The following is a 12,811-nucleotide window of genomic DNA, read 5'->3' on the forward strand; positions in this document are numbered from 1 at the left end:
GGGCGGATGGCCTTCCGGGCAGGGGCGGGCACGTCGACGCTGGGGTTTCTACTTAGCCGATATTAGTCAGCTTTTGCAAAATTTGCGAAAATTTTTCGCTGAAAATGCAAAAAAGGTTTTCATTTTAAAATTGGGCATACAGATTGAAACCTGTTCCTTGGTACAGATTCGAGCTGTGTTATGCCTGTGGACTAGTAAGGCTTGGCCGGTGAAGGGCGGCTAGATGTTTGATTTTATTGGGCGGATGGCGGCTTGGGCGGAGGCGGACGGCTTGAGGCGGAGGGTGTTGTAATTTCGCATATCATGCGAAGAGCGTGCGGGCGCGGCGACGCGCGCCCGCGGCGGGGTTGATCGTGGGCGGGCGCTCAGCCCAGGGTGCCGGTCAGGCTGACTTCGCGGGTTTCCGGCACTTCGTTGTAGGACAGCACGTGCAGGCCGGGCGCGAACAAGCGCGCGTAGCGCGCCAGCAGCGGGCGGATCTGCGGCATCACCAGCAGGATGGGCGCGTGGCCCAGCTGTTTCATCTGGTCGCGCACCACCGGCATATTGGCCTGCAGCTGCTGCAGCACGTTGGGGTCGATGGGGAAGCTGTCCAGCTGCGGCTTGCCGGTTTGCTGCGCCTGGCTCAGCGCGCCCAGCAGCAGGTTTTCCAGATCGGCGGACAGATTGAAGGCCTTCATCTCGCCGCGCGGCCCCAGGATGGATTGCACGATCTGGCGTTTCAGCGCGCAGCGCACCTCGGCCGCCAGCATGATGGGGTCCTTGCTGCTTTCGCTGGCGTCCAGCAGGGCGTTGGCGATGGGGCCGATGTCTTTCAGCGACACATTGTCGGTCAGCAGCTGGCGGTAGGCCTTGAGCTGCAAGGGCGCCGGCAGCGCCTGGTTCAGCGCGGAGGCGAGCTTGGGCGCCAGCGCCGACAGCCGCTCGTTGATGGCGGCCACGTCGTCGTGGCGGAACAGCTCGGCCAGATGCTCGCGCATCACCTTGTTCAGATGGGTGGCCACCACGCTGGCGCAGTCCACCACCTGATAGCCCAGGCCCAAGGCCTTGCTCTTGTCGTCGGGCAGGATCCAGGTCACCGGCATCGCGTAGGCCGGGTCCACGCCGGGCATGCCGTCCACTTCGCCGTACAGCTCCGGCGAGGGGATGGCCATCAGGCGGTCGGCGTAGACCTCGCCCTCGGCCACGGTGTTGCCGCTGAGCAGGATGGCGTATTGCGAGGGCTTGAGGCGCAGGTCGTCGCGCAGGTTCACTTGCGGCATCAGCACGCCCATGCCCTCGCTCAGGCTCTGGCGCACACCGCGCACGCGCTTGGCCAGCGGCGCGCCCTGGCTCTTGTCCAGCAGCGACACCAGCTTGTAGCCCAGATTGACGCCCAGCGTGTCCACATAGGGCAGGGCGCCCCATTCCAGTTCGATGTCGGCGTCGCCGGCCAGCGCGCTTTTCGCCAGCGCCGGGTCCGGCTGGTTCGGCAGCACTTGCTGGCGGCGGTGCATCCGCCAGGCGACGAAGCCCAGCAGCAGCGCGAAGCCCAGGAAAGTGGGCCAGGGCATGCCGGGGATGGCGGCCAGCACCAGCATCATGCCGGCGGCGCTCATCAGCACGGTGGGGGAGGCCAGCATCTGCTTGCCCACCTGCTCCTGCATATCGCCGTCGTCGCTGATGCGGGTGACGATGATGGCGGCGGCGGAGGACAGCAGCAGGGCCGGGATCTGCGCCACCAGGCCGTCGCCTATGGTCATCAGCGCGTACTGGCGGAAGGCGTCGCCGGCGGACAGGCCGTGCATCAGCGCGCCGATGGCCACGCCGCCGAAGAGATTGATGATCAGGATCAGGATGCCGGCGATGGCGTCGCCGCGCACGAACTTGGACGCGCCGTCCATCGCGCCGTAGAAATCGGCCTCGGTGGCGATGTCGCGGCGGCGCTGCTGCGCCTGCTCCTGATTGATCAGGCCGGCGTTGAGGTCGGCGTCGATGGCCATCTGCTTGCCGGGCAGCGCGTCCAGGGTGAAGCGGGCGGATACTTCCGAGATCCGTTCCGCGCCCTTGGTCACCACCATGAAGTTGATGATCATCAGGATGACGAAGACCACCATGCCGACGACGAAGTTGCCGCCTATCACCACCTGGCCGAAGGCCTCGATCACCCGGCCGGCGGCGTGGGTGCCCTCATGGCCGTGCAGCAGCACCACCCGGGTGGACGCCACGTTCAGCGACAGCCTGAGCAGGGTGGTGGCCAGGATGATGGTGGGGAAGGCGGAGAAGTCCAGCGGCCGCTTGGCGGAGACGCTGACCAGGATGACGATGATGGCCAGCACGATGTTGAAGGTGAACAGCATGTCCAGCGCCATCGGCGGCAAGGGCAGCATCACCATGGCCAGTATGGCCAGCAAAAACAGCGGGGCGGCGATCTTGTGGCGGCCGATGTCGGCCAGCAGTCGAGTGAAAGCGTTCATGATGCGGTTCTGGGATCGGCCATATCGCGCGGGATCGGCAAATCGTCCGGCAGCCGCGGCTGGCTGCGGCGCGATCCGTTGCGGAAGGCCTTGAGTTGCATGACATAGGTCAGGACTTGCGCCACCGCTCGGTACAGCGGCGCGGGAATCTGTTGGTTGACCTGGGTGGTGTGGTAGACGGCGCGCGCCAGCGGCGGCAGCGGCACGATGTCCACCTGATGCTCTTGAGCCACCTGGCGGATGTAGAGCGCCATCTCGTCCAGGCCCTTGGCGATGATGAAGGGCGCCTCGGCGCGCTCCTCATCGTATTTCAGCGCCACCGCGTAGTGCTCCGGGTTGACGATGACCACGTCGGCGGTGGGCACCGCCTTGCGCATGCCGCGCTGGGCCATCTGCATCTGGATCTGGCGGATGCGCTGCTTGATCTCCGGCCGGCCCTCGGTGCTCTTGTACTCTTCCTTGATTTCCTGCTTGCTCATCTTCTGCTGCTTCATGAACAGCAGGATTTGCAGCGGCAGGTCGATCAGCGCGAACAGCATGAACACCGCGGTCAGGGTCAGCAGCGCGTTGATCAGCAGCTCGGCGCTGCCGGCGAGCGCGGTGGCGAAGGGCGCGCCTTGCAAGGCGAAGAAGTCTTCCAGCGCGCTCTGGCTCAGCCGGTACAGCACCCAGCCCAGCAACAGCGCCTTGGCGATGGATTTGCCGATCTCGCTGGCGTGCCGCGCCGAGGCGATGCGGCCGAAGTGGGCCAGCGGATTGAAGCGCTCCAGCTTGGGCTGCAGATGGTTGAGGCTGAACACCCAGCCGCCTGGATAGAGCGAAACCACGATCATGCACAGCGGAATCACCGCCAGCGGCAGCACCATCTTGACCAGCAGCAGCAAGGTGCCGGCGAACAGCTTGGACCAGCTGTTGTCCAGCGCGCCGCTGCCGGAGAGCGGGGCGAAGGCCAGCGCGAACAATTCCCGGAATTCGTCCAGCCACTGCGGCATCAGCCAGAAAGCCAGTTTCAGCGCCAACAACAGGCCCAGCGCGGCGGCCAGATCGCGCGAGCGCGGCACCTGGCCTTGCTTGCGCGCCTGCCGCAGCTTGTGCGGCGTGGCCTTTTCGGTTTTGTCGCCGCCGCGCCCCTCAGCCATGGCCGGCCCTCAGCATGCCGTCCAGCAGGCGCAGCATCTGTTCGTTCAGGTTCAGGTATTGCTGGGGGATGAAGCGCGCCACCAGGCCCAGCGTGCCCAGGCCGAACAGAGTAATCAGCGGGAAGCCCAGCGAGAACAGGTTCAGCGACGGCGCCACCCGGTTGATCATGCCCACGCCGGCCTGCACCACGAAGGTGGCGAACACCGCCGGCAGCGCCAGCAGCATGGCGGCGGACAAGACCCAGGCCACGCCGCCGGCCAGCATGGACAGCGAGGCGGCCGGCACGCCGCCGCCCACCGGCCAGGCCTGGAAGCTGGCGTAAACCACCTGGATCAGCAGCAAATGGCCGTCCAGCGAGAAGAAGATCATGGCGCCCAGCAGGTAGAGCAGGCTGGACACCACATCGGAAGAATTGCCGTTGCCGGGGTCGTTCATCACCGCCATGGACAGCGCCATCTGCGAGGACACCAGGAAGCCGAGCACGGCCAGCACCGCCAGCACCAGCTGAAAGGCGAGGCCGAAGACGAGGCCGATCACCGCCTGCTCGATGCTGGCGGCGACGCCGGCCAGCGAGAACAGGTCCAGCTTGGGCAGCGGCAGGGTGGCCGGCAGCGTGGCGGCGGACAAGGCTAGCGCCAGGCCGATGCGCACCCGCACCGGCACCATGCCCTCGCCGATGAAGGGCGCCACGCTGAAGGCGGCCATCAGCCGGCAGAACGGCCACCAGAAGGCCGGGATCAGGTCCAGCAGCTGGGCGTAGAGGCCGGTCACGGCTATCCGACCAGACCGGCGGCGCGCTGGAACATCGCCACGCAGAAATCCATCAGGAAGCCGGTGATCCAGTGGCCGGCGATGGCGATGGTGAGCAAGGTCACCAGCAACCGCGGCAGGAAGGACAGCGTCTGCTCGTTGATCTGGGTGGCGGCCTGGATCAGGCTGACGATGACGCCGACGATCAGGCTGGGCAGGATCAGCAACACCACCAGGGTGACGACGACGCGCAGGCTGTCGTTGACGATGTCGACGGCGATGTCGGGAGTCAGCATGGGAAGTCCATTCTCAAGAGCGCGGTCAATAAGCCTGTATCGAGGTGACCAGGGTGTTCACCGTCAGCGACCAGCCGTCCACCAGCACGAACAGCAGCAGCTTGAGCGGCAGCGAAATCACCAGCGGCGACAGCATCATCATGCCCATCGCCATCAGCACGCTGGACACCACCAGGTCTATCACCAGGAAGGGGATGAACAGCATGCAGCCGATCTGGAACGCGGTCTTCAACTCCGACAGCACGAAGGCGGCCAGCTTGACCGCAAAGGCGTGGTCCTGCGGATTGCTGATCTTTTCCTCGCCGGACAGCCTGGCGATCTGCGCCAGCGCGGTCTTGCTGGTTTGCGCCAGCATGAAGCGGCTGATCGGCTTCTGCGCGATCTCCAGCGCCTGCTGCATGGTGATCTTGTCCTGATCGAAGGGCTGCAAGGCATGGTTCCACACCTCCAGGCCCACCGGCCGCATCACCAGCAGGGTCAGGATCAAGGACACGCCGGTGACGATGCGGTTGGGCAGGCCCTGCTGCAGGCCCAGCGCCTGGCGCAGCAGGGACAGCACGATGATGAAGCGGGTGAAGCTGGTCATCATCAGCACCAGCACGGGCAAGAGCCCGAGCAAGGTCATCAGGATCAGGATCTGAGTCTTGATGGTGAAATCCACCGGCGTGCCGCCGGCGTTGGCCGACAGCAGCTTCAGCGGCTCGGCCTGACAGGCGGCGGCCAGCGCCCAAAGCCCCGCAGCGATGAGGCCGGGTCGCAGCAGGGGGCGCAGCTTCTTCAAGAGTCCCATCAGGCCAGGCTGTCCAGTTCCAGATCGTTCAGCTCCACCACCCGCAGGCCGTAGTTCTCGCCGGCCACCACCACTTCGCCGCGGCCGATCACCGTGCCGTTGACCTTGATGTCCAGCGGTTCGCCGGCCAGCTTGTCCAGCTCCACCACCGAGCCGTTTTCGATATTGACCAGATCGGCCAGCGAGATGTCGGCGCCGCCCACTTCCAGCGTCAGCCGGACCGGGATCTTGCGCAGGAACTGGGTCATGTCGCGTTGCGGCCGGCGCGCCGCGGCGTCGTCCGCCGGCTTGGCGTCCGCGTCGTTCTGACCGTCCAGGCCGTCCAGCACGCCGCCCAGGTCGAAATCGTCGTTCAAGTCCATGCTAATCCTTGCTTGTTCTGTGTTTGTGGAGTCATTCGCTGGCGACAAAGCCGGTCAGGCACAGCTTGCCGTGCTGCTCGGCCACTTCGGCGTCGAACAGCCGCGAAGCGCCGACCAGCACTTCGCTCCTGGCCTGCAGCGTCACCGGCAGCACGCTGCCGGGGCGCAGGTCCATGATGTCGCCCAGCGCCATTTCGCGGTCCAGCAGCCGCGCTTGCAGCCGCACCCGCAGCCGGTCGCGGAAGGTGTCCGCCGGCGCGGCCTGGGCATCGGCGCTGTCGCGGCGGCCGGACAGGTTTTTCAGCAGCCGTTCGAAGCAGGCGGCGTCCAGTTGCAGGCGCAGCGCGCCGACGGCGTGCTCGCCGTCGCCGATGTCCAGGCGTATCTCCCAGACCCCGGTGCCGGGGGGCACGAAGGGCAGCGGCGCGCAGTCGGCCGGGCCGGGCGGCAGGCCGCCGGCCTGGCGGTCCAGGCGCAAAACGCATTGCAGCAGCCGCGGCAGCAGCCGTTCCGCCAGGCTGCGCGCCAGCCGGCGTTCGGTTTCGGTTTCCGCCGGCGCGGCGGCGTCGGCGTCCGGCTGCGCCGTCGGCGCGCCGAAGCGGTAATCCAGCAAGCGCAGCAACAATGGCCGTTCGATATGGCTGCCCAGCTGGCAGCCGTCCAGCGCGTGCCACAGCCAGCGGCGCTCGTCGGCGGCCGGTTGCGCCTGTTCCAGCGCGCGGATGTGGAAACGCGCGTGGTAGCGGCGGTTCAATTCTTGCTGCAGGAAATCCGCCAGCTCTTCTTGCAGGGCTTTGCCGAAGACGGGCAGCAGATGGAACGGTCGTCCCAGCGTGCGCAGGTCGAGAGCCGGCAATTGGGCGCCGTCATGCTGCGAAATGATTCTGGCTCTTGGCATCTCGATTCTCGGTGAAGGCGTGGGCTTGGCGCCGCCGGCGCGCCCGGCCGGCGCGCGCGGGCGACGGCAGGGGCGCGGCGCTTAAACCGCGGCGTCCTGGTGTTCATCAAGGCCGGCCCGCCCTCTGCGGCGCTGGATACGAACTGTACTAGAAGGTACTAAATTCGCGGCTCGCGGACGGAGGCAAACGGCAGGCTAAACCTTATGGAGTGTGCATCTTACTGGCTGCCGCCGTTGGGTAAAGGGGGAAAATTCACGTCAGAGTTTGTGAAAATTCACGGCTGTTGGTTTAAGCATAAAGTTTAAAATCGCCGCTCGTATCCTGGCGTCAGGATGATGGCATGGTTACAAGTCCTCATCTCGGGGCTGCCGCTTCGATACGCTCGCCGCCGCGCGGCGGGCCGCAGACGTGAAACCGGCCTTGATTGGCCACTCAATAATAACGGGCACCGCCCGACAAGGATTTCCGATGGCGACCAACCTGGGTTTGATGATTCATGCCGACCGCAAGCAAATGCTCGGCGAAATGGCCGGGATGGCGCGCGGCGCGCCGATTGCGCCGCCGCAACACAGCGAAGAGCTGGCCTCCGCCGCCAGCTTCTCCGACGCCATGGGCGCCGCCGTCCGCGATGTGGACGCACAGAACCGCGCCGCCTCCGAAAAAATGGCCGATGTGGACAGCGGCAAGAGCGACGACCTGGTCGGCGCCATGCTGATGAGCCAGGAAGCCAGCCTGTCGTTCTCCATGCTGATGCAAGTGCGCAATAAGGTGGTGGGCGCCGTGGACGACTTGATCAAGATGCAGCTGTAAGCCGCGAGGACCATGCCCGTGTTGAATCGTTTTCGCAGCGGCGTCGCGGCCGTGCAAACCCGTCTGGGCGGCCGTTGGCCCGTTTCCGGACCCTCCCTGCGCCTGGCGCTGCCCATCGTCGCGCTGGCCATCGGCCTCACCGTGATGATCAGCCTGTGGCTGTGGCGCGACGACGCCAGCTACAAGCCGGTGTTCGGCGCCCAGGAAAAAGTGGTGGCCGCCGACATGATGGCGGTGCTGGACGCCGAGAAAATCCCTTATCGCATCCATCCGCAAACCGGCCAGGTGCTGGTGCCGGACAGCCAGCTGGGCCGCGTGCGCATGCAGCTGGCGGCCAAGGGCGTGGTGGCGCAGCTGCCGTCCGGCCTGGAGCTGCTGGACAAGAACGACCCGCTGGGCGTCAGCCAGTTCGTCCAGGACGTGCGCTTCCGCCGCGGCCTGGAAGGCGAGCTGGTGCAAAGCATTCTGGCGCTGGAGCCGGTGTCCACCGCGCGCGTGCATCTGTCGCTGCCGCGCGCCACGTCTTTTGTCGGCGCCGTCAACGACAAGGGCTCCGCCTCGGTGGTGGTCACCCTCAAGCCCGGCCAGCAACTGAGCAACGAGCAAGTGGCCGCGGTGATCAAGCTGGTGGCCGGCAGCGTGTCCACGCTGTCGCCGTCCCAGGTCACCCTGGTGGACCAGGCCGGCAATCTGCTGTCCTCGCGCGTGGACCTGAGCGACGACGGGGTGTTGGGCGGCAATGAGAGCGACGCCGCGCGCCGCTTCCGCGAGGAAGCGCTGCAAAACGTCCGCGATCTGCTGACCCCGGTGCTGGGCAAGGACAATTTCAAGGTCAGCGTCACCGCCGACGTGGACAACGACCGCGTCGAGGAAACCCGCGAGAAATACGGCGAGGCGCCCAAGGTCACCAACGAGGCCTCGCGCGAGGAAACCTCCACCGAGAAAATGGCGCTGGGCGTGCCCGGCTCGCTGAGCAACCGCCCGGTCAACACCGACGCCTCCGGCCCGGCCTCGGAAAAAGCCGGCAACAGCAAGAACGCCGTCACCCGCCAATACGCCTACGACCGCAGCGTCACCCAGATCAAGAAGGCGCGCGGCACGCTGCGCCGCCTCAGCGTGGCCGTGGTGCTGAACCAGGCCGCCGCGCCGGCCAAGGGCGGCTGGAAGCCGGCCGAACTGGCCAATGTCGACAAGGTGCTGCGCAACGGCCTGGGCATACACGCCGAGCGCGGCGACACCCTGGCGGTGTCCACGCTCAACTTCTCCGCGCTGTCCGAGCCGGAGCCGATCTGGATGCAGCAGGACACCTGGTTCGAAGCCGCGCGCTGGGCCGTTTACGCCTTCGGCCTGCTGCTGGCCTACCTGCTGCTGGCGCGTCCGCTGCTGAAGATGCTGCGTCAGCTGACCGACCGCCAGCTGCGCGAATACCAGCAGCCGGAAGCGCTGGAACTGAAACCCGATCCGCTGATGGACGGCGCCGACCTGCGCGCCGCGCGCCAGGCGCAGCTGTCCTCCGCGCCGCAGCCGGCGGCCTTGGCCGCGGCCGGCGCCGGCGCCAGCCCGGTGGTGCCGCTGCTGGAAAATTACGATCTGCCGCCGGCCGGCTCCAGCGTCGACGTCTTGGTCGACCATCTGAAGGGCCTGGCCGCCAAAGAGCCGGAACGCGTCGCCGAAGTCGTCAAACAATGGGTGCAGAAAAATGGACGAAACCAATAACGCCGTAGCGCCGGCCCTGCCGCCGGCCGCCGCCGCGCCCGCCGCCGAAGCGATGAACACCATCGAGCAGGCCGCCGTGCTCTTGCTGTGCATGGGCGAGGAGCCCGCCGCCGCCGTGCTGCGCTGCCTGAGCCGCGAAGAACTGCTGCAAGTGACCCAGGCGATGTCCGGCATGAGCGGCATCAAGGTGGACGCGGTCAAGACCACGATTCAGAAATTCTTCGACGAATACCGCGAGCAGAGCGGGGTGCACGGCGCCAGCCGCGCCTTCCTCAAGCGCTCGCTGGATCTGGCGCTGGGCAGCGACATCGCCAACAGCGTGCTGGACACCATTTACGGCGACGCCATCCGTCCCAAGATGGCGCGGCTGCAATGGGTGTCGCCGCAATGGCTGGCGGACCGCATCGCCGGCGAACACGTGCGCATGCAGGCGGTGTTCCTCGCCTTCCTGCCGCCGGCCTTGGCCGGCCAGGTGGTGGACGCGCTGCCGGCGGACAGCCGCGACAGCGTGCTGGTCAACGTGGCCCGGCTCAAGGACGTGGACCGCGAACTCCTGGAAGAGCTGGAAGAACTGGTCAACCGCTGTCTGGAAAGCCTGCACACCCAGAGCACCGCGGTGGAAGGCATGCAGCAGACCGCCGACATCCTCAACCGCCTGCCGGGCGACCGCCAGCGCATGATGGAACTGCTGCGCGCCCACGATCCGGACATCGTCGAGGAAATCGAAACCCGCATGTACGACTTCTTCATCCTGTCGCGTCAGACCGAGGCCGTGCTGATGCGCATCAGCGAAGACATTCCGCTGGAGCAATGGGCGATCGCGCTCAAGGGCGCGGAGCCGGCGGTGCGCGAGGCCATCGTCCAGACCATGCCGCGCCGTCAGGCGCAAAACTTCGACGCGATGATGCGCCGCTCCGGCCCGGTGCCGCTGAGCCGCGTGGAAGAAGTGCGCGCCGACATCATGGCTCAGGTCAAACAGCTGGCCCAGGCCGGCGAAATCGACCTGCAGCTGTTCCCAGAGGAAGTGGTCGAGTGAAGGCCTGGCGCCCCTTCCGTTTCCCGCCGCTGATCCACAGCGCGCTGGACCTGCCGCTGAACGCGCAGGACTCCGCCCAGATTCAGGCCTCCGCCGCCGACGGCTTCCGTCAGGGCATGGACGCCGGTTACAACGAAGGCCTGGCCAGCGGGGAAGCCGCCGGCCGCGAGGCCGGCTACGCCGCGGGCCTGGAGCAGGGCCGCCAGGAAGGGCAGGCGGCGGCGCGCCGCGAAGCCCTGGCCGAGCTGGCCGACCTGGGCCGGCCGCTGGAGGCCGCGCTGGCCGAACTGCGCCGCGTCAGCGAGGAATACCAGGCGGCGATGCGCGACGAGGTGGTGGAACTGGTGGCCAAGGTGGCGCGCCAGGTGATCCGCTGCGAATTGGCGCTCAAGCCGGTGCAGATCCTGGACCTGGTGGACGAAACCCTGGCCGCGCTGCCGCCGGGCCAATACCAGCAGGACGAGGTGGAAATCCTGCTCAACGCCGAGGAATGCCAGCGCATCCGCGAACTGGCGCCGGAGCGCGCCGCGCGCTGGCGGCTGGTGGCCGACGCGCAGCTGCCGCACGGCGAATGCCGGATCCGCACGCCGGAGTCCGAGGCCGACGTCGGCTGTCAGCAGCGGCTGGAGGCCTGCATCGCCACCGTGCGCGAACAACTGCAACACGACGCCGACGAGCCGGCGGCGGCCGAGGCGGAGGCTTAAGCCATGCTGCGCCAGGCGTTGGGACGGCTGGAACTGCCCGAGGTGCCGGTGGCCACCGTCAGCGGCCGCCTGGTGGGCGCGTCCGGCCTGCTGCTGGAAAGCGTGGGCTGTCCGCTGGAAACCGGCCAGCGCTGCGTGATCGAAACCACCGGCGGCGGCTGGCTGCAAGCCCAGGTGGTGGGCTTCAAGCGCGAAGTCTCCTACCTGATGCCGTTCAAGAAGCCGGTGGGTCTGACCACCGGCGCGCGGGTGCTGCCCGCCGCCGACGGCGGCGGCCTGATGATAGGCCCGTCCTGGCTGGGCCGCATCGTCAACGGCCTGGGCGAGCCGCTGGACGGCCTGGGCCGACTTGGCGGCGAACAGCCGCTGGCCGCCCACCCGCCGCAAGTCAATCCCTTGAAAAAACAGCCGGTGTCCGCGCCGCTGGACGTGGGCGTGCGCGCGATCAACAGCCTGCTCACCCTAGGCCGCGGCCAGCGCGTCGGCCTGTTCGCGGGTTCCGGCGTCGGCAAAAGCGTGTTGCTGGGCATGATCACCCGCCACACCGAAGCCGACGTGGTGGTGGTGGGGCTGATCGGCGAGCGCGGCCGCGAAGTGCGGGAGTTCGTCGAGCACTCGCTGGGCGAAGCCGGCCTGGCCAAGGCGGTGCTGGTGGTGGCGCCGGCCGACGAATCGCCGCTGATGCGGCTGAAGGCCACCGAACTGACCCACACCATCGCCGCCCATTTCCGCGACCAGGGCCGCAATGTGCTGCTGCTGGTGGATTCGCTGACCCGCTACGCGATGGCTCAGCGCGAAGTGGCGCTGGCGCTGGGCGAACCGCCGGCCACCCGCGGTTATCCGCCGTCGGTGTTCGGCCTCCTGCCCTCGCTGGCGGAGAGCGCGGGCAACGGCGAGGGCGGCGCCGGCAGCATGAGCGCCATCTACACCGTGCTGGCCGAAGGCGACGATCAGCAAGACCCGGTGGTGGACACCGCGCGCGCCATCCTGGACGGTCACATCGTGCTGTCGCGGGAACTGGCCGAGCGCGGCCATTATCCGGCCATCGACATCGGTCGCTCGGTCAGCCGCTGCATGAGCCAGCTGACCGCGGCGGAACACGCGGAGGCGGCGCGCGGCGCGCGCGGCGCCTGGTCCCGTTACCAGGAAGTGCGCAGCCTGATCCCCTTGGGCGGCTATGTCGCCGGCGCCGACGCGGACACCGACCACGCGGTGCGGCTGATGCCCAGGCTGGAAGCCTTTTTGCGCCAGGGCGCGGCCGAGGCCGCGAGCTATGAAGACAGCCGCAACGGTTTGATGGAGATGATCGCGACATGAGCCAGCCCGAAGACGTGCGCCGCCTGGGCCTGATGGTCCAATTGCGGCAGCAGGACGTGGACCGCTTGCAAAGCGAGGTGGAAGGCAAGCGCCAGCTGCAGGAACGCTACCGCCGCAACATCCTGCGCATGGGCGAGCTCTGCGGCCAGAGCGGCGCCAGCGCCGACGCCGGCCACCCGGCTTTGGCGCGCAACTGCGCGGACTACAAGGGCGCGCTGCTGGGCCTGATGGCCTCGCAGCAGCAGGATCTACAACTGGCCGAGGCGGACGCCGCGGTCAGCCAGCGCGCGCTGCTGCAAGCCAGCCTGCGCCGCGAAGTGATGGTCCAGGTGCGCGACCAGGCGGCGGAAAGCCTGCTGCGCCTGCGGCTGAAGAAAGAACAGAAGCAAACCGACGAACTGGCCGGGCAAGCCTGGCTGCGCGGAGCGTGATTATTCACGGCGGCTCAAGAAAAGCCGGCCGGCGGTCGCAAGGGATAGTCATTAGCGTCGATCTCAATACCGGCGATCTCATCTCGGCGCGCCGACCGCGCTCC

13 protein-coding genes are annotated in these 12,811 nt (G+C 67.3%); 6 read left to right on the forward strand and 7 right to left on the reverse strand.

What is annotated here, in order from left to right:
* Window positions 1-365: 365 nt before the first annotated feature.
* Genes QUG03_RS10960 through QUG03_RS10990 form a run of 7 tightly spaced genes read right to left on the reverse strand, consistent with a single transcriptional unit; the run spans window position 366 to window position 6,692 of the window.
* On the reverse strand, window positions 366-2,456 hold the full coding sequence (locus tag QUG03_RS10960) for a flagellar biosynthesis protein FlhA (RefSeq protein WP_235087524.1): 2,091 nt from the start codon (window positions 2,454-2,456) through the stop codon (window positions 366-368).
* Window positions 2,453-3,595 carry a flagellar type III secretion system protein FlhB gene (flhB, locus tag QUG03_RS10965; protein ID WP_500819990.1) on the reverse strand — a complete coding sequence of 381 codons (1,143 nt, stop codon included), beginning with the start codon at window positions 3,593-3,595 and terminating at the stop codon, window positions 2,453-2,455. The genes QUG03_RS10960 and flhB overlap by 4 nt, the downstream gene beginning before the upstream one ends.
* Window positions 3,588-4,367 carry a flagellar biosynthetic protein FliR gene (gene fliR, locus QUG03_RS10970; RefSeq protein ID WP_227104215.1) on the reverse strand — a complete coding sequence of 260 codons (780 nt, stop codon included), beginning with the start codon at window positions 4,365-4,367 and terminating at the stop codon, window positions 3,588-3,590. The genes flhB and fliR overlap by 8 nt, the downstream gene beginning before the upstream one ends.
* A 2-nt stretch (window positions 4,368-4,369) precedes the next feature.
* On the reverse strand, window positions 4,370-4,642 hold the full coding sequence (gene fliQ, locus QUG03_RS10975) for a flagellar biosynthesis protein FliQ (RefSeq protein WP_043590304.1): 273 nt from the start codon (window positions 4,640-4,642) through the stop codon (window positions 4,370-4,372).
* Between the two features lie 25 nt (window positions 4,643-4,667).
* On the reverse strand, window positions 4,668-5,432 hold the full coding sequence (gene fliP / locus QUG03_RS10980; RefSeq protein ID WP_233246655.1) for a flagellar type III secretion system pore protein FliP: 765 nt from the start codon (window positions 5,430-5,432) through the stop codon (window positions 4,668-4,670).
* Window positions 5,432-5,794, reverse strand: coding sequence for a flagellar motor switch protein FliN (fliN, locus tag QUG03_RS10985; protein WP_107798657.1), 363 nt, complete (start codon window positions 5,792-5,794; stop codon window positions 5,432-5,434). Before fliN ends, fliP begins: the two co-directional genes overlap by 1 nt.
* Window positions 5,795-5,825: 31 nt before the next feature.
* On the reverse strand, window positions 5,826-6,692 hold the full coding sequence (locus tag QUG03_RS10990) for a FliM/FliN family flagellar motor C-terminal domain-containing protein (protein WP_474454095.1): 867 nt from the start codon (window positions 6,690-6,692) through the stop codon (window positions 5,826-5,828).
* Window positions 6,693-7,161: 469 nt separating this feature from the next.
* On the opposite strand from QUG03_RS10990, the gene fliE reads away from it, so the two are divergent.
* The 6 genes from fliE to fliJ are packed head-to-tail and all read left to right on the forward strand — an operon-like array spanning window position 7,162 to window position 12,707.
* Window positions 7,162-7,503, forward strand: a complete 342-nt coding sequence (fliE, locus tag QUG03_RS10995) for a flagellar hook-basal body complex protein FliE (RefSeq protein ID WP_500819991.1) — start codon at window positions 7,162-7,164, stop codon at window positions 7,501-7,503.
* Between the two features lie 12 nt (window positions 7,504-7,515).
* Window positions 7,516-9,219: a flagellar basal-body MS-ring/collar protein FliF gene (fliF, locus tag QUG03_RS11000; RefSeq protein ID WP_500819992.1), complete on the forward strand. Its 1,704-nt coding sequence runs from the start codon at window positions 7,516-7,518 to the stop codon at window positions 9,217-9,219.
* Complete coding sequence (locus QUG03_RS11005) at window positions 9,203-10,255, forward strand: flagellar motor switch protein FliG (RefSeq protein ID WP_048415757.1); 1,053 nt, start codon at window positions 9,203-9,205, stop codon at window positions 10,253-10,255. Before fliF ends, QUG03_RS11005 begins: the two co-directional genes overlap by 17 nt.
* Window positions 10,252-10,959, forward strand: coding sequence for a flagellar assembly protein FliH (gene fliH, locus QUG03_RS11010; RefSeq protein WP_500819993.1), 708 nt, complete (start codon window positions 10,252-10,254; stop codon window positions 10,957-10,959). Before QUG03_RS11005 ends, fliH begins: the two co-directional genes overlap by 4 nt.
* Window positions 10,960-10,962: 3 nt before the next feature.
* Window positions 10,963-12,276: a flagellar protein export ATPase FliI gene (fliI, locus tag QUG03_RS11015; protein ID WP_500819994.1), complete on the forward strand. Its 1,314-nt coding sequence runs from the start codon at window positions 10,963-10,965 to the stop codon at window positions 12,274-12,276.
* The gene (gene fliJ, locus QUG03_RS11020; RefSeq protein WP_081575891.1) at window positions 12,273-12,707 is read left to right on the forward strand and encodes a flagellar export protein FliJ; all 435 of its coding nucleotides are present in this window, start codon (window positions 12,273-12,275) and stop codon (window positions 12,705-12,707) included. The genes fliI and fliJ overlap by 4 nt, the downstream gene beginning before the upstream one ends.
* The last annotated feature ends 104 nt before the right edge of the window (window positions 12,708-12,811 follow it).

It is taken from the genome of Chromobacterium sp. CCUG 30098 (assembly GCF_059916605.1).